Annotated in this window: 17 protein-coding genes; 6 read left to right on the forward strand and 11 right to left on the reverse strand. The window is 70.7% G+C overall.

What is annotated here, in order from left to right:
• Positions 1-34: 34 nt before the first annotated feature.
• Complete coding sequence (locus FHR37_RS28880; RefSeq protein ID WP_092886454.1) at positions 35-1,774, reverse strand: ABC transporter ATP-binding protein; 1,740 nt, start codon at positions 1,772-1,774, stop codon at positions 35-37.
• A gap of 206 nt (positions 1,775-1,980) precedes the next feature.
• Between FHR37_RS28880 and FHR37_RS28885 the strand changes: the two genes are divergently transcribed.
• Positions 1,981-2,772, forward strand: coding sequence for an LLM class F420-dependent oxidoreductase (locus tag FHR37_RS28885; protein WP_202884573.1), 792 nt, complete (start codon positions 1,981-1,983; stop codon positions 2,770-2,772).
• Between the two features lie 26 nt (positions 2,773-2,798).
• Here FHR37_RS28885 and FHR37_RS28890 read toward each other — a convergent pair whose 3' ends face one another.
• Positions 2,799-3,728 (reverse strand): phosphotransferase enzyme family protein, encoded by a 930-nt coding sequence (locus FHR37_RS28890; RefSeq protein ID WP_175542697.1) that lies wholly within the window; start codon positions 3,726-3,728, stop codon positions 2,799-2,801.
• A 28-nt stretch (positions 3,729-3,756) separates the two neighbouring features.
• Positions 3,757-4,212: a redox-sensitive transcriptional activator SoxR gene (gene soxR, locus FHR37_RS28895; protein WP_092886683.1), complete on the reverse strand. Its 456-nt coding sequence runs from the start codon at positions 4,210-4,212 to the stop codon at positions 3,757-3,759.
• A 114-nt stretch (positions 4,213-4,326) separates the two neighbouring features.
• Between soxR and FHR37_RS28900 the strand changes: the two genes are divergently transcribed.
• Positions 4,327-4,884 (forward strand): NADPH-dependent FMN reductase, encoded by a 558-nt coding sequence (locus FHR37_RS28900; protein ID WP_092886448.1) that lies wholly within the window; start codon positions 4,327-4,329, stop codon positions 4,882-4,884.
• A gap of 27 nt (positions 4,885-4,911) precedes the next feature.
• Here FHR37_RS28900 and FHR37_RS28905 read toward each other — a convergent pair whose 3' ends face one another.
• Positions 4,912-6,120 carry a GAF domain-containing sensor histidine kinase gene (locus FHR37_RS28905; protein WP_092886446.1) on the reverse strand — a complete coding sequence of 403 codons (1,209 nt, stop codon included), beginning with the start codon at positions 6,118-6,120 and terminating at the stop codon, positions 4,912-4,914.
• Entirely contained in the window at positions 6,117-6,896 is a 780-nt protein-coding gene (locus FHR37_RS28910) for a response regulator (RefSeq protein ID WP_175542696.1), read from the reverse strand. Before FHR37_RS28910 ends, FHR37_RS28905 begins: the two co-directional genes overlap by 4 nt.
• 297 nt (positions 6,897-7,193) lie before the next feature.
• Between FHR37_RS28910 and FHR37_RS28915 the strand changes: the two genes are divergently transcribed.
• Positions 7,194-8,162 (forward strand): phosphoribulokinase, encoded by a 969-nt coding sequence (locus tag FHR37_RS28915; RefSeq protein WP_092886444.1) that lies wholly within the window; start codon positions 7,194-7,196, stop codon positions 8,160-8,162.
• 28 nt (positions 8,163-8,190) lie between these two features.
• Here FHR37_RS28915 and cbbX read toward each other — a convergent pair whose 3' ends face one another.
• From cbbX to FHR37_RS28930, 3 genes are read right to left on the reverse strand one after another with little or no spacing between them, the layout of a single operon-like run.
• Entirely contained in the window at positions 8,191-9,222 is a 1,032-nt protein-coding gene (cbbX, locus tag FHR37_RS28920) for a CbbX protein (protein WP_237768985.1), read from the reverse strand.
• A 25-nt stretch (positions 9,223-9,247) separates the two neighbouring features.
• Positions 9,248-9,700, reverse strand: coding sequence for a ribulose bisphosphate carboxylase small subunit (locus tag FHR37_RS28925; protein ID WP_092886442.1), 453 nt, complete (start codon positions 9,698-9,700; stop codon positions 9,248-9,250).
• Between the two features lie 31 nt (positions 9,701-9,731).
• Entirely contained in the window at positions 9,732-11,177 is a 1,446-nt protein-coding gene (locus FHR37_RS28930) for a form I ribulose bisphosphate carboxylase large subunit (protein WP_092886440.1), read from the reverse strand.
• Positions 11,178-11,354: 177 nt separating this feature from the next.
• Here FHR37_RS28930 and FHR37_RS28935 point away from each other — a divergent pair, with 177 nt between their 5' ends.
• From FHR37_RS28935 to FHR37_RS28945, 3 genes are all read left to right on the forward strand, one after another.
• On the forward strand, positions 11,355-12,131 hold the full coding sequence (locus tag FHR37_RS28935; protein WP_237768984.1) for a thiamine pyrophosphate-dependent enzyme: 777 nt from the start codon (positions 11,355-11,357) through the stop codon (positions 12,129-12,131).
• A gap of 11 nt (positions 12,132-12,142) precedes the next feature.
• On the forward strand, positions 12,143-13,078 hold the full coding sequence (locus FHR37_RS28940; RefSeq protein WP_237768983.1) for a transketolase family protein: 936 nt from the start codon (positions 12,143-12,145) through the stop codon (positions 13,076-13,078).
• A gap of 234 nt (positions 13,079-13,312) precedes the next feature.
• A complete protein-coding gene (locus FHR37_RS28945) occupies positions 13,313-14,554 on the forward strand; it encodes a S8 family peptidase (RefSeq protein ID WP_092886438.1) in 1,242 nt (413 codons plus the stop codon).
• 403 nt (positions 14,555-14,957) lie between these two features.
• Here FHR37_RS28945 and FHR37_RS28950 read toward each other — a convergent pair whose 3' ends face one another.
• The 3 genes from FHR37_RS28950 to FHR37_RS28960 form a co-directional block, all read right to left on the reverse strand.
• Positions 14,958-15,170, reverse strand: coding sequence for an HIT family protein (locus FHR37_RS28950; protein WP_092886436.1), 213 nt, complete (start codon positions 15,168-15,170; stop codon positions 14,958-14,960).
• 43 nt (positions 15,171-15,213) lie between these two features.
• Positions 15,214-16,905 carry a sensor domain-containing diguanylate cyclase gene (locus tag FHR37_RS33365; protein WP_275936401.1) on the reverse strand — a complete coding sequence of 564 codons (1,692 nt, stop codon included), beginning with the start codon at positions 16,903-16,905 and terminating at the stop codon, positions 15,214-15,216.
• A gap of 170 nt (positions 16,906-17,075) precedes the next feature.
• Positions 17,076-17,408 carry a hypothetical protein gene (locus FHR37_RS28960; protein WP_092886434.1) on the reverse strand — a complete coding sequence of 111 codons (333 nt, stop codon included), beginning with the start codon at positions 17,406-17,408 and terminating at the stop codon, positions 17,076-17,078.
• Between the last annotated feature and the right edge of the window lie 25 nt (positions 17,409-17,433).

Below are 17,433 nucleotides of genomic sequence, written 5' to 3' on the forward strand. Positions count from 1 at the left end.
ATCGAACGTCAGGTCGTCAAGTCGGGTCGTCGGGTTAGGCAACCTGCTCGGCGAAGATCTGGGCGAACCGGCGCTGTTGGCTGATCAACTGCTCGTAGGTCCCGTGCTCGACGACCCGGCCTTCCTCGAGCACGTAGATGTGATCCATGCCCTTGAGGGTCCACGCACGGTGTGAGACCACGATCGTGATCCGGTCGGACTTGGTTCGCTGCAGTTCCGCGAAGATCTGCTGCTCCGCCTCCGCGTCGATCGCCGACGTGGGTTCGTCGAGAATCCAGATCGGAGCGCCGCGCAGGTAGATGCGCGCGAGGGCGAGTCGTTGCCACTGGCCGCCCGAGAGGCCCACCCCGCCGAACTGCGAGCCGAGTTGGGCGTCGAGCCCGTCGTTCAACCTCCGGACGAAGTCCCCGGCGTGAGCGGAGTCGAGCGCCTGCCAGATCTCGTCGTCGGTCGCCTTGCCGTCCGGTCGGCCGATCCTGATGGTGTCCCGGACGGTGAACTCGTAGCGGCCGAACTCCTGCGTGAGCAGGCCGAAGTAGCCGAGCCGTGCCGCCAGGGGCAGGGCGGTGGCATCCACGCCGTCGACGGTGACCGCTCCGGAGTCGGGTTCGAGGAGGCCGAGGATCGTGTTGATCGCGGTCGTCTTTCCCGCGCCGTTCACGCCGACGAGCGCGATGATCTGGCCCTTCTCCGCGGAAACGGACAGATCCCTGATCGCCGGCACGTCCGAGCCCGGATAGGTGACGGTCAGCCGACGCGCGGAAACGCTCTCGGCGTCGGCTCGGATCTGCGTGTCCACCGAGGGCGAAACAGACTCGACGAACTGACGGTAGGCACGAACCTTCGGGGCGAACGAGATCAGCCGTCCGAAGGAGAAGCCCGCGGACCTGGTGGCCGCCACTCCGGACAGGACGCCGACGATGCCCGCGGCAATCCCCGCGCCTCCGGACCCACCCACGACCACGCCCGCCAGCGCTCCGCCCAGCAGGATCGCGGTGCCGCCACCGGAGACAGTCCCGGAACGCGTGAGCAGCACCAGGATGCGGTCGATGATCGCGTCGGCCGTCCGGCGGCGAGCGTCGGCCACCTCCGCCACGACGACTCCCGAGCCGAGGGTCGCGAGTTCGGTCGCCGTGCGCTGGGAGACCAACTGCTCGACGGCGTACTCCGTACGTCGCTCCCATTCGCCGTACGGAACGAACGCCTCGTCCTGCATCCTGGCTTCCCACGCGAACACGAGCAGGTTGGGAAGGAGCGCGGCGACCACCAGGACGCCCGCGACCGGGCTGATCCTCCAGACCGTCACGCACAGCGCGGCGGCGGTGACGAGTGCGCCCACCGACGCCACCACCGACGTCACCAGCCTGCCCAGGTCGTGCAGCGAGCTACGGCAGCCCTGGATCGTGGCGCTGGTCTGAGCGAGGCCGACACGTTGCGGCGGAAGTGCGGCGACCGTCCGCATCAGCTCGTCCTGGTAGTGGGTGCGCAGGCGGTTCTCCGTCCGCTGACCGATCATGTTCGAGTTCTGGTCCATCACCTGCCCGACACCGAGCAGGGCGGTCAGCGCGACGAGCGGTGGGACGTACTCGCGTGCCGTACCCCCTGATGTGTGCGCGAGCCAGGACACCGCGAGCACCTGGGCGGCGGGGGTGACCGCCAGCACCAGGTAGGCGACGATCGACTTCAGGAGCCATCTGGGGGAGTACGCCCAGGCACGCCGCACCGAGTACGCGGAAGCGTCCAGAGCAGCGCGGAACGCGCCTGCCTTGGTCATCGCCGGACCTCCTCTGACCGTCTCGACTCGGGGATTCGCCTCATCGCCGCAGGCCCCGATGATCTTCGCAGCCGTGTCCACCAGGTTTCGCCGTCGGATGTGACCGAGCCGGGAACGAACGGCGTGTCCGCACACATGCGACCGGCCCGGCGGGGTATCGAGGTCTGGTGGATTTCGGAGTGGGTTACTTCCCGACACATGACGCCATGCGACCCGGCCCCCTGGCCCGGATGCTCGAGGAGCGCGGCCAGAGCGCTGTCTACTTCGCCGAGCACACGCACATCCCCGCCAGCCGCGAGTCGCCGTATCCGTCCGGCGAGCCGCTGCCGACGAAGTACTGGCACTGCTACGACCTGTTCGTCGCGCTGACCGCGGCCGCCGAGGCGACGTCGAGCCTGCGCATCGGCAGCGGCGTGTGCCTGGTCATCCAGCGCGACCCGATCGTGACCGCCAAGGAGGTCGCCAGCATCGACCACCTGTCCGGCGGCCGGTTCGAGTTCGGCGTGGGCGCGGGCTGGAACCGCGAGGAGATGCGCCACCACGGCACCGACCCGAAGCAGCGGATGGCGGTGCTGCGCGAGCGCGTCGAGGCGATGCAGGCGATCTGGACCGAGGAGGAGGCGTCGTACGCCGGAAGGTTCGTGACGTTCGACCGCATCTGGTCCTACCCCAAGCCGGCGCAGCGGCCGTACCCACCGGTGCTCGTCGGCGGCGACGGCCCGACCGTGCTGGACCGGGTGCTGACCTTCGGCGACGCGTGGTTCCCCAACTACTCCGGCGACGCGATCTTCGAACGGGTCGCGGAGCTGCGCAACCGCGCCGAGCGGCACGTCGAGGTGCAGATGCTCTCCACGCCGCCCGACCCGGCGGTGCTGGAACGCATGCACGAGGCCGGGATCAAGCGGGCCAACCACTGGCTGCCGTCGGGTTCGCGCAGCACGGTCGAACGCGCGCTGGAGAAGTGGGAGGCGGCCATCGCCGACTTCAACGGCGAATAGGCCTGGGCGAACAGGCCGGCGAGCGGTCAGGTGCGCGCGGCGTCGGGGTTGTCCAGCAGCCAGGAGGCGATCCGCAGGAAGCCGGCCCTCCTGTGTACCGAGGCGGCCGGATCGGCGTCGTACCCGGCCAGTGCGGCGTGGTACATCGGCACCGTGGCGACGTAGGGCCCGAGCGCCCGGCGTTCGAGCGGAGTCAGCCGGGTCCGCGCTCCCTCCTCGTACTCGCCGAGAAGCTCGGGCAGCACGGACCAGTCGAAGGTCGCCGCCGAGCCCGAGGAGTCCGGCCGCAGGATGACCCAGGCCAGGGAGTACGCGAGGTCGTGCACCCGCGGCCGGTGCGCGGCGAAACCGAAGTCCAGGTAGACCGACTCGCCGTGCGGTGTCAACCCGACGTTGCCCAGTCGTACGTCGCCGTGCACCACCTGGCCGGGCAGCGCCGGCGCGGGCACCCACTGTGCCCGCAGCTTCGCCAGCATCCGGCGCAGCGCGGCGGTCACTTCGGCCGCTCCAGGGTCGTGGGCGACCGCGGACTCGGTGACGGCGAGCCATCGGCGCAGCGAGCTCGGCGGGGCGTACGTCGCGACCACCGGCCTGGGCAAGGTCGCATTGACATCGCGCAATCCTCGGTGCAGCTCGCCCATCGCGCGGTACATCCAGCGGTACGACTCCCACGTCGCCTCGGGTTTCGCGTGGGGGACGAAGGTTTCCAGCTCGGCCCAGCGGCCACGGCAGGTGAGCAGCTCCCGGTCGTGCCAGCGGACCGGTTCGGCGGCGAGCAGGCCGTGTGCCAGCAGCCGCCGGCGTACCTCCCGCATCGCGAGCACCCGGTCGCGGGACACGAACGGCTGCTGCACCCGCAGGACCAGGCCGAGGTCGTGCAGGTGCAGGTTGAGGCTGAAGCAGCCGCGACCGCCAAGCCTGCAAGGGGAACGCCGGACCCGCCACGCAATTACCACCGACCGAACGCCGGACAAACGCCGAAGGTCAGGACTCGAGCACGCGGCGCGGACCGGGGCCGTGGGAGGACAACCGGTCGTACGGGTTGGCGAGTACGCACCGGTCCAGTGACAGGCACCCGCACCCCACGCAGTCGGTGAACTCGTCCCGCAACTGCGTCAGCCGGTGGATGCGCTCGTCGAGCTCGGCCCGCCAGCGCTCCGCCAGCCGGGCCCAGTCCTCCCGGTTGGGCGTACGGCCGTCCGGTAGCTCGGCCAGCGCGGCGCGGATGTCGGCGAGCGGGATGCCGACCCGCTGCGCCACCCGGATCAGCGCGATCCGGCGCAGGGTGTCGCGGCGGTAGCGGCGCTGGTTGCCGCTGGTGCGCCTGCTGGTGATGAGGTGCTGGCGTTCGTAGAAGTGCAGCGCGGACACGGCCACCCCGCTGCGTTCGGCAAGCTGCCCGACCGAGAGCTCCTTGTGGTCCCAGGGCACTCCGTCCAAGTTGGCCACCTCCACGGACCGCTTCGCGTTGAGCTGAACATTACTTCAGGTCCTAGGTTGGAGGCCAGGCGCCCACCGGACCCGGGCGCCGAGCCGATCCGAAGGGAAGTACCTGTGTCCGAAGGACAGTTCCAGCTCGCGGTGATCGTCGGCAGCGTACGCGAGGGCAGGTTCGCGCCGGTGGTCGCGAACTGGTTCCTCGGCCAGGTCGAACGCCGCGGCGACATCGTGGTGGACGTCATCGACCTCGCCGACGTCACCGACCACGGCATGCCGCGGGACGGCGCCGCGTTCACCGAGCGGATCGGCGCGGCGGACGCGTTCGCCGTGATCGTGCCGGAGTACAACCACGGCTACCCCGGACCGTTGAAGACCGCGATCGACACCGTCCGGGTCGAGTGGCGGGCCAAGCCGGTCGGCTTCGTGACGTACGGCGGCGTGTCCGGCGGTCTGCGCGCGGCCGAACAACTGCGCCAGGTCTTCGCCGAACTCCACGCGGTGACCGTGCGGGAGACCGTGAGCTTCCACCAGGCGCGGACGAGGTTCGACGGCGAGGGCGAACCGCTCGAACCGGGCGCGGTCGAACTCGCCGCGAAGGTGCTGCTGGACCAGCTGTCCTGGTGGGCGTTCACGCTGCGGGCCGGTCGCGACGCCCGCCCCTATGGTGACTGACCGCCAAGAGGCCTTACTGCGAAGGCCTCACTGCGACTGGACGGCTGCCCGGGCGAGCACGGTGGTGCCCCGGCCGGGCGCGGACCGGACGTCGAGCCGCCCGCCGATGAGTTCGGCGCGTTCGGCCATGCTGCCCAGGCCGTAGCCGCCGCCGTCCGGTCCCACTGTGGTGGCGGGCGGGTCGTCGGCGAGCAGGTCGAAGCCGCGCCCGTCGTCGCTGACCTCCAGGGACACCTCCGGCCCCGAACGCCGAAGGCTCAGCCGGACGTTGCTCGCCCCGGCGTGCTTCACGACGTTCTGGAACGCCTCCTGGGCGATCCGGTACAACGCGATCTCGACGTGCTCGGGAAGCGCGCACCGGTCCACCTCGACGAGGACGTCGACCCCCGCGACGGCGCGGGCAAGGCTGGCCAGGCTGTCGGCCAGGCCGAGGTCGTCCAGCACCGGCGGGCGCAGTCCGTTGATGGCCGCCCGGGCCTCGTCGATCGCCAGGTGGGTGAGCCGGCGGGACAGCACGAGCTGCTCGGCCGCGAACGCCGGATCCTCCGTCAGCGCATCCGCCGCGGCGTCGATGTGGAACCGCAGGCTGCACAGCCGCTGGGTGATCCCGTCGTGGATGTCGGCGGCCAGCCGGCGGCGTTCGGCCTCCTGTGCCGCGACCGCCTGTTCGGCGAACCGTTCGTGCGCGCGTTCGCGGGCGGCCAGCCGGCGGTGCAGCCGGGCCTGGTGCACCGCACCGGCGATCAGGCTGCCGATCGACGTCAGCAGTCGTACGTCCGCGTCGGTGAACTCCCGTCGCTGCCGGGTGTGCACGTTGAGTACGCCGACCAGCCCGCCGGGTGAGCTCGCCATCGGCACCGACACCATCGAGGTGTACTCCTCACCGCGCAGCTCCGGGAAGTAGCGGTACCGCGGGTCGTTCGCCTTGCCCTCCACGATGACGACGGGCTCGCGCCGGCTGGCCGCCCAGCCGGTGACGCCCTCGCCGAGCCGCAGCCGGACCCGCCCCACCTCCTGGTCGAACGGCGGGGTCGCGCCCGCCAGCGTCAGCGACTGTTCGGTGTCGTCGAGGACGTGTACGAAGCACTCGTCGGTGGCGGTGGCGGCGACGATCAGCGGCGCCACCCTCGCGGCCAGCAGTTCGAGTTCGGGGCCGGCCGAGATGGCCTCGATGATGCCGACGAGCAGGGCGTTCTCCGACGCCGCGTCGGCCAGGCCGAGTGCGCGGCCGGTCACCGGAAGATCCCCTCGCGCAGGGCGACCGCGACCGCGCCGGCCCGGTCGTTCACCGACAGCTTGCGGAAGATGGAACGAACGTGCGTCTTCACCGTCTCCTCGCCCAGTACGAGCTTGCCGGCGATCGCCCGGTTGGACAGGCCGGAGACGAGGAACCCGAGCACCTCGCTCTCCCGCTGGCTGAGCCCCAGATGCGCGCCCGGCCAGAACTCCCCGGCCTGCAACCGCGCCGCGGACGCGACCGCCCGGCCGGCCATGCTCGGGTCGACCACCGTCTCCCCGCGCGCCGCCCGCTCCAGCATCCGGACGAGCTCCTCCCGGTCGATGGACTTCAGCAGGTAGCCGGCCGCTCCCGCGCGCAGCGCCTGGAAGAGGTACTGCTCGTCGTCGTACGCGCTGAGCAGCACCACCCGGCGACCGGGCGTGGTCTCGACCAGGCGCCGGCACAGGTCCAGCCCGCTCACCGAGCCACGCAGGCGTACGTCTGAGACCACCAGGTCCGGGTCGAGCGCGGCGACCATCGGCTCGGCCGCGTCCGCGCTCACCGACTGCGCCACGATCCGCACCCGGCCGCGAAACCGGGCGAGCAGCGCCTTCAGCCCCTCCAGGACCATCTCGTGGTCGTCGACCAGGATGATCCGCAGCGGCCGGCCGTTCGCGGCCTGGCGGTCCTGGGATCCCTGCCTGGATTGGGGCTTCGGCTCCTGCTTGGTACGCCCGGGCGGATTCGCCCGCCCGCGTACGGTTCGACTGCCGCCCCCGGCTCGGCTGTCCATGCACCGAGGGTAGGTGTGACCCCGCCGCCGGGCCGGTGGTCCGGCGGCACCGGGACCGGTGGCGGCGGCCACCGGGACCTTCGTTGTCAGTCGCGGCGTCCTCCCGCGGGCCTCACCCCGGCCGCCCCTCGGCGGGGGGATGCCGCCCGCGACCGGCCCGCCCTACCGTTCGAGCAGGCGGACGAGGGGACCCCGTGTCGCATGTCGGACATGGTGCGGTTCCCGGGTCAAACGCACTGGCTGTCGGCAGGTCCCGGCGGTGGCGACACGTCCGTACGGGGAGGGGAGGGAACGGGCATGCCGCACAAGCTGATCCGGATGCACCGCGTCCGCGAGGACCAGGCGCCGGTACGCCAGCCCATCATGATCGGGATCGCCGGTGACAGCGCGGCCGGGAAGACCACACTCACCAAGGGGCTCGCCGAGGCGCTCGGCCCGGACCGGGTGACCACGATCTGCGTCGACGACTACCACCGTTACGACCGGGTGGAACGCCGGTCCAAGCCGTTCACCGCGCTGCATCCGGACTGCAACTACGTCGAGATCATCGAACAGCATCTGCAGTTGCTGGCATCCGGGCAGCCGATCCTCAAACCGGTCTACGACCACTCCACCGGCGAGCTCACCCGGCCGATGCTCGTACGTCCGAAGGAGTTCGTCATCGTGGAGGGCCTGCTGCCGTTGCACACCAGGCTGATGCGGGCCTGCTTCGACATCACCGCCTACCTCGACCCACCCGAGGACATCCGCCGGCAGTGGAAGGTGCGCCGGGACACCAGCAGGCGCGGCTACACCGCCGACCAGGTGCTGGCCGAACTCGTCGACCGGGAGCCGGAGTCGGCCGCGTTCATCCGCCCCCAACGCGCGTTCGCCGACATCGTGGTGCGGTTCGCCCCGGTCGCCGGCCGGGACGACCCGCCGGGTACGCCGCTGTCGGCCGAGCTGATGTTGCGCCCCACGATCAGGCATCCGGACCTGAGCGGTTCGCTGGCCGAACGCGACCAGCGGGCGATCCACCTGCGGCTGTGCCGGGACGAGGACGGCCAGCCGGTCGACGTGCTGCACATCCACGGCTACGTCCCGCGCGAGGAGAGCCGAATCGTGGAGAAGGTGCTGTGGGCGCAACTCGGAGTTGACGCGGGTTTCCCGCCAGAAACGCTGGGCGACATCGGCAACGGCGAACGCAGCGAGCCGCTGGCCATCACGCAGTTGCTGCTGCTCTATCACCTGCTGGCCGCGCGGGGGATCCGCGACGCCGCCGGCTAGCGCAAGGTGCGGTTGACGTGTACGCCATTCACTGCGTGAACACCCGGCTGGCGAGGAAGTCCTCCGGCTCGAAGCGCATCAGGTCCTCCCGGTGCCAGGTGCGCCCGGTGGCGTCGAGCAGCCGGTTGGCCTGCCGCAGCCGTGCGCGTTCGAGTGCGTTGCGAACGCTGCGGGCGTTGGCGAACCGCGGTTGGCGCATCCGGCGCTGCAGGTAGTCGCGGAACGTCCGCTCCGCCTCCAGGGTGAACTCGTAGTGTTCCTGCGCCAGCATCAGCCGGGCGATCGCGGCGAGCTCGTCCAGGTCGTAGTCGGGGAAGTCCAGGTGATGGGCGATCCGCGAACTCATCCCCGGGTTGGAGGCGAAGAAGGAGTCCATCCGGTCCTTGTAGCCGGCGAGGATCACCACCAGCCGGTCGCGCTGGTTCTCCATCACCTGCAGGAGAATCTCGATCGCCTCCTGGCCGTAGTCGCGTTCGTTCTCGGCGCGGTAGAGGTAGTACGCCTCGTCGACGAACAGCACGCCGCCCATCGCGCGCTTGATCACCTCCTTGGTCTTCGGCGCGGTGTGGCCGACGTACTGTCCCACCAGGTCGTCCCGGGTGACCGCGACCAGGTGGCCGCGGTCGATGCAGCCCAGCCGGTGCAGGAGTTCGGCCATCCGCAGAGCGACGGTCGTCTTGCCGGTGCCGGGACTTCCGGTGAACGACATGTGCAGGCTCGGCCGGGACGAGGTGAGCCCGAACCGCTGGCGTACCCGGTCCACCAGCAGCAGTGCCGCGAGCTCGCGGACCCGGGTCTTCACCTGACGCAGGCCGACCAGTTCGGCGTCCAGCGCGTCCAGGATGGCGTCGATGCCGGCCGCCCGGCGTTCGGCGGCGAGGTCGACGGAGGCGTCGGCGGGCAGGGTGTCCACGGGCCGGGTGTCTTCGGGCTGGGTGTCAACCGGCGGTTGCCGGGCGGTTCCGTCGGCCGGCGATCCGTCTGGCTCTGAGGACATGCCGTCGGCCCGCCTGGGCGTCGGCATCCCGAACCCGCGCCGCCGCTCGTCCGCGCCGCTCACGTGGGTCCGTCCACTTCGACACGCTTCACTTCGAACTGCCGCCGTCGGGGTGGTCGCCGTTGGGGTAGCGGTCGCCGGCCGGCCGGTCCGCGGCGTACGACGCGATCGTGTAGCGCAGCCGCCGGTCCTGGCCCTCCTCGCGCACCACCCGGAAGCCGGGCTCGATGGCCGGCCGGTTGACGATGAACGACAGCGCGGTGGTCTGGCGTTCGTGCGTCGCGTCGTAGGCGTTCACCCGGATGTAGCGCGTCGGGTACGCCCGCCTGCACTCGTTCACCTCGTACAGCACGCCGCCCGCGTCGCGCAGGTCGAACATCGGCAGCCCCCACATGTCCCAGTAGTGGTTGCGCGGATGCGGGTCGTCGGTGAACTCGACGGCCAGCGACCAGCCCTGGTCGAGGGCGTACTGGATCTGCTTCTCGATCTCTGCGTCGGTGAGATCGGGGAGATAGGAGAAGGTGCCCTGGGTGATCCGCATGCGGTCCGTCCTCGCGTTCTGGCTGCCGAAGCTAGGTCGACGTGGGCATCTCCACGACGTCCGGGGTGTCGGTCGACTCGTAGTTGAAGGTGACGTCGCCCCAGGTGGACAACGCGACGTCGAGCTCGCGGCTCTGCCTGGCCGCGGCCCGCAGGATGTCCTCGCCCTCGCGCAGGTAGTCGCGGCCCTCGTTGCGAGCCTTGATCATCGCCTCCAGTGCGACCCGGTTGGCGGTCGCGCCGGCCGCGATCCCCATCGGGTGGCCGATCGTGCCGCCGCCGAACTGGAGTACGACGTCCTCGCCGAGGAAGTGCAGCAGCTGGTGCATCTGGCCGGCGTGGATCCCGCCGGAGGCGACCGGCATCACCCCGGGCATCGACATCCAGTCCTGCTCGAAGTACAGACCCCTCATCGGGTCGGGTTCCAGCGTGTTCGCCCGCAACGTGTCGTAGAACCCGGCGACGGTGTTCGGATCGCCCTCCAGTTTGCCGACGACCGTGCCGGCGTGGATGTGGTCGACGCCGGCCAGCCGCATCCACTTGGCGATCACCCGGAAGCTCACGCCGTGCGACTTCTGCCGGGTGTACGTCGAGTGCCCGGCACGGTGCAGGTGCAGCAACATGCCGTTGCGCCGCGCCCAGTTGGCCATCGACTGGATCGCGGTGTAGCCGACGGTGAGGTCGATCATCACGATGACGCTGCCGAGGTCGCGGGCGAACTCCGCCCGCTCGTACATGTCCTCCATCGTCGCCGCGGTGACGTTGAGGTAGTGCCCCTTGATCTCGCCGCTCTCGGCCTCCGCGCGGGTGACGCCCTCCATACAGAACAGATAGCGGTCCCGCCAGCGCATGAACGGCTGGGAGTTGATGTTCTCGTCGTCCTTGGTGAAGTCGAGCCCGCCGCGCAGCGCCTCGTAGACCACCCGGCCGTAGTTGCGGGCGGACAGGCCGAGCTTCGGCTTCACGGTGGCGCCGAGCAGCGGGCGGCCGTACTTGTTGAGGTACTCGCGTTCCATCACGATGCCGTGCGCCGGTCCCTGGAACGTCTTCGTGTAGTGCGGCGGGATCCGCATGTCCTCCAGGCGCAGCGCCTTCAGTGCCTTGAAGCCGAAGACGTTCCCGATGATCGAGGAGGTGAGGTTGGCGATCGACCCCTCCTCGAACAGGTCGATGTCGTACGCCACGTAGGCGATGTACTCGCCGCTCTTGCCGGGCACGGGATCGACGCGGTAACACTTGCCCTGGTAGCGCTCGTACGCGGTGAGCCGGTCGGTCCACACCACCGTCCAGGTGGCGGTGGAGGACTCCCCGGCGACGGCGGCACCGGCCTCCTCGGCGGGCACGCCCTGCTGCGGGGTGATCCGGAACGCCGCCAGAATGTCGGACGGTTTCACGGCGTAGTCGGGTTGCCAGTAACCCATTTCCGCGTACGGGATGACGCCGGCTCCCCAGCGGTCCATGGCTTCTCCGGTCGTCATCGACGCTCCCCGCGACACGGTGGCTCAAGCAGGCTTCGCGTTCTGTTCGAAGAGGTACCCGATCGGGTCGGCGACTACTCACCGAGCCGCGGGCGCCGTGTTTGTGTCCGACCCCGCCTGCTGTGCCGCCGGACGGCCTAGGACCAACGTCGTAGGCCGGGTTCGATCCCGCGCCCGATGGCGAACGCCATCGCCGGTGGAAGTGTCGTACGCATGGAAACCACGCTCAGCCCACTCGGGTACGACGACCTGCCGCGGCTGCTGACGAAGCTGACCGGGGACGAGAAGCACAGCCTGAGCGCCCACTCGACGCTGGACGTCCTGTGGGTGCTCTACGACCGGGTGCTCGACGTGTCGCCGGCGACGGTGGACGATCCGGCACGGGACCGGTTCCTGCTGTCCAAGGGACACGGGCCGATGGCCTACTACGCCGTTCTCGCCGCGAAGGGCTTCTTCCCGGTGGAGTGGCTTGCCGACTTCGCGTCGTTCGACTCACCTCTCGGCCACCACCCCGACCGGGTGCTGGTGCCGGGTGCGGAGATCTCCAGCGGCTCCCTCGGGCACGGCCTGCCGCTCGGCGCCGGCGTCGCTCTCGGCCTGCGCGCCCAGGGCCACATCGCCTCCAGAGTGGTCGTCCTGGTCGGTGACGCCGAACTGGACGAGGGCACCAACCACGAGGCGATCGCCTACGCAGGTGCGACCGGCCTGGACAACCTCACCGTCGTCGTGGTGGACAACCAGTCGGCGACGCACGGCTGGCCGGGCGGGGTGGCTGAGCGGTTCGCTGTCAACGGATGGTTGACACAAGTGGTGGACGGGCGCGATCGCGCCGCTCTTGAAGCGGCGTTGACGAAACGGTCTCCCGGACAGCCGAACGTCGTGGTCGCCGTCGTCGAACCCAAGTCCGCCGCGCAGACCGAGCAGTCCGCGCAGACCGAGCAGTCCGAGAAGTGAGGGACGAGACGATGACCACATCGACCGACATGCGGACGGAGTTCGCCCGGACGGTCGCGGAACTCCTCGACGAGGACCCGCGTACCGCTGTCGTCCTGGCCGACATCTCCGCGGACCTTTTCACCGAGTCGGCCCACCGGCACCCCGATCGCACCCTCAACGTGGGGATCCGCGAGCCGCTGATGCTGAGCGTCGCCGGCGGGCTCTCCCTTACCGGTATGCGCCCGATCGCGCACTCCTACGCGCCGTTCCTGGTCGAGCGGTCCTTCGAACAGATCAAGCTCGACCTCGGTCACCAGGACGCCCGCGCCGTGCTGGTGAGTGTCGGCGCGTCCTATGACTGGACGCAGGGTGGGCGCACCCACCAGTCGCCCGGCGACGTGGCGGTGCTGGACAGCCTGCCGGGCTTCGCCGTGCACGTACCCGGCCACCCCGACGAGGTGCCCTCCCTGCTGCGGCACGCCGTCGCCGCCGACCGGTCGGCGTACGTCCGGCTCTCCAACCGCACCAACGCCGCACCCCGGCCGGCGGCGGTCACCGAGGCCGGGCGGATCGACGTCGTACGCCGGGGAGGCGGGGCGCTGGTCCTCGCCGTCGGCCCGATGCTCGACCCGGTCCTGGCCGCCACGGCGGGCCTCGACGTGACGGTCGGTTACGCCGCGACGGTGCGCCCGCTCGACCTGGCGGCGGTCCGCGACCTGGCCGGGACCGGCACTCCCGGGGATGCGGCGGACGTCGTTCTGGTCGAGCCGTACCTCGCGGGCACGTCCTCGCGGCTCGTCGACGAGGCGCTGGCCGACCGCCCGCACCGCACGCTGGCGCTGGGGGTCGGGCGTACCGAGGTTCGCCGGTACGGCACGCCGGAGGAGCACGACGTCGTGCACGGGCTCGACCCGGCGGGCCTGCGCCGCTCGATCGACGGCTTCCTCAACCGGGGTGCGAGCTGAGGCACCGTCTCCTCCGCTGAATCGTCGGCCGCCTCGTCCGCTGCGTGAACGGGATGTTGCGGCACCTTCCGGACTGTGCAAACTTCTCGTCGGTCACCGGGTCGGCTATGGACAAAGACCCCAAGTTCCCGTACACATGCGGTCAGTCCGACGCAGTGCAGCGTGGAGGCGACGGAGAGTGTCCATCGGTGGCGCCCCCAGCCTCCGCCGGGCTCGTACCCATGAGGAGGCTCCATGTTGTGGAGGTCATCGACGACGGGCTCGGGGCGTCCCTGGCGCCGTCCACTCGCCGTCCTCGCCGCCGCGCTCCTGGCCACGCTCGGCACGTCCGGTGCCGTCGGCGCCGCGAGTGTGGCGAACGCGGCCGGCCCGCGGCCGAGTCCGGCACCGTTGCTCGCCACGCAGCAGGAGAGCGCTGTCAAGGGCAACTACATCGTCGTCCTGAGCGACTCGGCGTCGGCGGCGAAGGTGCGTGCGGTACGCGGCCAGGCGGTCTCGGCCGGTGGCCGGGTGCACCACAGCTACGCCACTGCCCTGAAGGGGTTCGCGGCCGCGCTGCCGGAGTCCGCGCTGGCGAAGGTCCGCTCCAACCCGGACGTGAAGTACGTCGAGGCAGACCAGAGGGTGAGCATCGACGCCACCCAGTCGCCCGCGACCTGGGGACTGGACCGGATCGACCAGCGCGCCCTGCCGCTGAACAACACCTACGTCTACGACGCGACCGGTTCCGGCGTCACGGCGTACATCATCGACACCGGAATCCGCTTCAGCCACACGCAGTTCAGCGGCCGTGCGGTGAGCGGTTACGACGCGGTCGACGGCGGTAGCGCCGACGACTGCAACGGCCACGGCACGCACGTGTCCGGCACCGTGGGCAGCACGACCTACGGCGTGGCCAAGGCGGTTCGGCTGGTCGGCGTACGGGTGCTCGACTGCAACGGCAGCGGCACCACCTCCGGCGTCATCGCCGGCATCAACTGGGTCACCGCCAACCACGCGGCCGGTTCCCCGGCGGTGGCGAACATGAGCCTCGGCGGTGGCGCCTCCACCTCGCTGGACAACGCGGTCGCCAACTCCATCGCCGACGGCGTGACCTACTCCGTGGCCGCCGGCAACTCCAACGGCAACGCCTGCCGGACCTCACCGGCCAGGGTCGCAGCCGCGATCACCGTGGGTGCCACCACCTCGACCGACGCCCGGGCGTCGTACTCCAACTACGGCTCGTGCCTGGACCTGTTCGCGCCGGGCTCGTCGATCACTTCGACGTGGAACACCAGTGACACCGCGACCAACACCATCAGCGGTACGTCGATGGCCACGCCGCACGTGACCGGTGCGGCGGCGCTGTACCTGCAGAGCCACCCGAGCGCCTCGCCGGCGACCGTTCGTAACGCGATGGTCGGCGCGGCCACCCAGGGCGTGGTCGGAAACCCGCGCACCGGATCGCCGAACCTCCTGCTCTACAGCCGCTTCTAGCGCGCAGGGAGTACGCAGGACGGGGTCGAGAGAGCGCCCGGGACGGTCACCTGGCCGATCTGTCCCGGGCGCTTTCGGCTGTCGTACCGGCGGAAAGCGGCAAGCTGGGGAGACTTACGGGGCCTATGACACCCGTAAGTCTCCCCAGCTCCGACTTTCCGTCACTGGCTAGCCGCCAAGCCGCTTTGGCGGTGGAGTGTGAAACCTCCGGGTGGCCAGGGCCCCCGTCTCGCTTCACGCTTCCGGTTCGCCCCTGCTCTCCCATGGGAACCGTGAAACCTCACGGTGCCCATGCCCTCCGCCCCTCTTCACACTTCCAACACCAGTGCGCGGCGTCCTGGGTCAGGCGGACAGGGGGTCAGGCGGACGGGGAGGTCGGGCGGAGGGGATGTCGGGGCCGTGGTCAGGCGGAGGGGGCCGTCAGGGCGGCGGCGAGACCGTCGTACACCGGCCCGGCGACCTGGTGCGCGGACCTGTCCGCCGGCCAGAACGTCGCCTGGTCGTCGGACCAGCAGGGTACGACGTGGAAATGCAGGTGCGGGACGCTCTGACCCGTCTCCGGCCCGCTGGCGTTCAGGACGACGACCCCGCCGCGTCGGCTTCCCTGGCGACCCATCGAGCTTCGCCGGTGGCCAGGAGCTCGCAGAACACGCAGTCGGTCACGACGAGGATGCTGTCAGGCGTCCGGGATCGGTGGGCTGGTCGGGTGGCAGGCCCGGCAGCGCATGGCGTCCTGGCCGGCTGTGCCTTCCGGGCGGCAGCGCCGAGCCTCCGGAGGACAACGGCGAGCCTCCGTTCGACAACGGCGAGCCTCCGTTCGACAACGCCGAGCCTCCGGTCGACAACGCCGAGCCTCCGGTCGACAACGCCGAGCCTCCGGTCGACAGCGCCGGGCCGGCCTGCGGGAGGACCGAGCTCGCCTGCGGGCGCAGCGTGCCGGCCACCGGCTCGATCCCGGGGCCGTCCACCGGGCCCACCAGGGAGCTCGTCGGCGGAAGGACCTCCTCGGCCGGTGGCAGTCCTCGGGAGACGCGATCCCGTCCGGCGGTCTTGGCCGCGTACAACCCTCTGTCGGCGAACTCCAGCAACTGGTCGAGGGTCGTCCCGTCCACGGGATACACCGCGACCCCCACCGAGACGGTGAGCCGGACCCAGTCGGCGTCGGCGGGCGTCGCTGCAACCGGCTCCGTATCCCCGGATCCGCCGAGGTCGCCGAGGTGGCCGGACCCGCCGAGGTCGCCCGAGCCGCCGAGGCTGTCGCGTGCCCGCACGGGCAGCCGGGCGTCGGAGATCGCCGACCGCAGCCGGTGGGCCGCGCCGACGGCATGGCGTACGTCCACGTCGGGCATGCCGATGACGAACTCCTCGCCACCGAACCGGCCGGCGACGTCGGCGGACCTGATCACGGCCCGGATCCGGTCGGCGACCTCGCGCAGGACGTGGTCGCCCGCGAGGTGGCCGTGGTGGTCGTTGATGAGCTTGAAGTGGTCGATGTCGGCGAGCAGGATCGCGAACCTGCCGTCCCGGCGACGGGCCCGCTCGAGGAGGTCCTCGACCTCCTGCCGCCAGCGGGGGAAGTTCGTCAACTCGGTCTTGCCGTCGGTGGACGCCTCCGACTCCAGCTGCCCGAGCAGCAGGGCGCGCTGGCCGGCGAGGGTGATCGGTACGCCGAGGATGCCGGCCCACGGCGTCACCATCGAGGCCGCCGCGACCAGGCATCCCAGCCCGGCTGCCACCGCGTCGACGGTGAGGCCGGCCCGGTCTCCGAACATCTCGCTGGGGGTGCTGGCCGGGTCGAGCAGGCGGATGACCACCGCGCACAGAACGGCGTCGACGGCGACGAAGACCACCGCGGCGGCGACCATCGCGAGGATCGGCACCTGCCGCGGTGACCATCCGCCGGCGGCCAGGGCGCCGTCGACCGTGACGTACGTCGAGTGCGCGAACGCCGCGGCCAGCATCGCCACGGCGGTGGAGAACACCCAGCGGTGCGGGATGCACCGGCTCGCGCGTACCCGCCACCACAGCCGCAGCGCGACGACGCACACGAGCGCGGTGGCCGACGGCAGCGCGATCGCGGCGGCGATCATCCACACCGGCTGCAGGTCCTTGTGCAGTGCACCGCCCCGGCGGCGCCGGCGTTCGACCCGGCGGGCGCCCTCGACACTGACCACACCGCAGACGCACAGGACCACCGCGGTGGTGGTGCCGCCGAACGCGGCGCGGTCACTCAGCAGACCGGCGGCACAGGTGAGCGCGGTGAGCTCGACCAGCAGAAGGAACACCATGGCCGGAGCGGGGAGCGCCCACAGCCCCCAGCTTCGTACGTGGCGTGCGGTTCGATCTGCCATTGCGTAACCGTAAGATCTCTCTGGGTTCTTTGCCAGACGGAGATACGGCGTAAATACGTCGATGTCAACACCGCTGGACGCGATGCGGTGACGATGTCAGAAAGCGGCCTCCCGGGCGTCAGGCCGCGCCCGCCCGGGAGACCGCCGCTCAGGTGCGCACGACCCGCGCTTCAGCCGGCGACGTTCACCAGCTTCTCGAACAGGAACTCGTGCTTGAGGAACGACACGTCGTACTCGTGGCCGGGATAGGGCGGGATGAGCTGCGAGGCCTGGATCAGCCGCCAGCCGTCCCGCAGCGCGGCGACACCGGTGTCGTACGGCGGTTCGTCGCTGTCGCCGGTGGTCGGCGAGGTCTGGCCGGTCCCGTCGTAGTTGGCCCAGCCGACGACGCTGCTGTCCAGCGCGGACGTGGCGAGGTAGAGGACGAGAACCCGCTGGCGCAGGACCTGCTCACCGGCGCCGTCCGGTCCGGCGGAGAAAAGTTGTTCGGTCGTGGTGCTCATGTATCAGTGACTCCAGGATGAGTTG

The organism is Actinopolymorpha cephalotaxi, assembly GCF_013408535.1.
Classification (GTDB): Bacteria; Actinomycetota; Actinomycetes; order Propionibacteriales; family Actinopolymorphaceae; genus Actinopolymorpha; species Actinopolymorpha cephalotaxi.

What these genes read in the sequence shown, in the direction of transcription:
- FHR37_RS28880 (WP_092886454.1), bottom strand. Translation starts at nt 1,774, where the DNA reads ATGACCAAGGCAGGCGCGTTCCGCGCTGCTCTGGACGCTTCCGCGTAC.
- FHR37_RS28885 (WP_202884573.1), top strand. Translation starts at nt 1,981, where the DNA reads ATGCGACCCGGCCCCCTGGCCCGGATGCTCGAGGAGCGCGGCCAGAGC.
- FHR37_RS28910 (WP_175542696.1), bottom strand. Translation starts at nt 6,896, where the DNA reads ATGGACAGCCGAGCCGGGGGCGGCAGTCGAACCGTACGCGGGCGGGCG.
- FHR37_RS28915 (WP_092886444.1), top strand. Translation starts at nt 7,194, where the DNA reads ATGCCGCACAAGCTGATCCGGATGCACCGCGTCCGCGAGGACCAGGCG.
- FHR37_RS28925 (WP_092886442.1), bottom strand. Translation starts at nt 9,700, where the DNA reads ATGCGGATCACCCAGGGCACCTTCTCCTATCTCCCCGATCTCACCGAC.
- FHR37_RS28930 (WP_092886440.1), bottom strand. Translation starts at nt 11,177, where the DNA reads ATGACGACCGGAGAAGCCATGGACCGCTGGGGAGCCGGCGTCATCCCG.
- FHR37_RS28935 (WP_237768984.1), top strand. Translation starts at nt 11,355, where the DNA reads ATGGCGAACGCCATCGCCGGTGGAAGTGTCGTACGCATGGAAACCACG.
- FHR37_RS28940 (WP_237768983.1), top strand. Translation starts at nt 12,143, where the DNA reads ATGACCACATCGACCGACATGCGGACGGAGTTCGCCCGGACGGTCGCG.
- FHR37_RS28945 (WP_092886438.1), top strand. Translation starts at nt 13,313, where the DNA reads ATGTTGTGGAGGTCATCGACGACGGGCTCGGGGCGTCCCTGGCGCCGT.
- FHR37_RS28950 (WP_092886436.1), bottom strand. Translation starts at nt 15,170, where the DNA reads ATGGGTCGCCAGGGAAGCCGACGCGGCGGGGTCGTCGTCCTGAACGCC.
- FHR37_RS33365 (WP_275936401.1), bottom strand. Translation starts at nt 16,905, where the DNA reads ATGGCAGATCGAACCGCACGCCACGTACGAAGCTGGGGGCTGTGGGCG.
- FHR37_RS28960 (WP_092886434.1), bottom strand. Translation starts at nt 17,408, where the DNA reads ATGAGCACCACGACCGAACAACTTTTCTCCGCCGGACCGGACGGCGCC.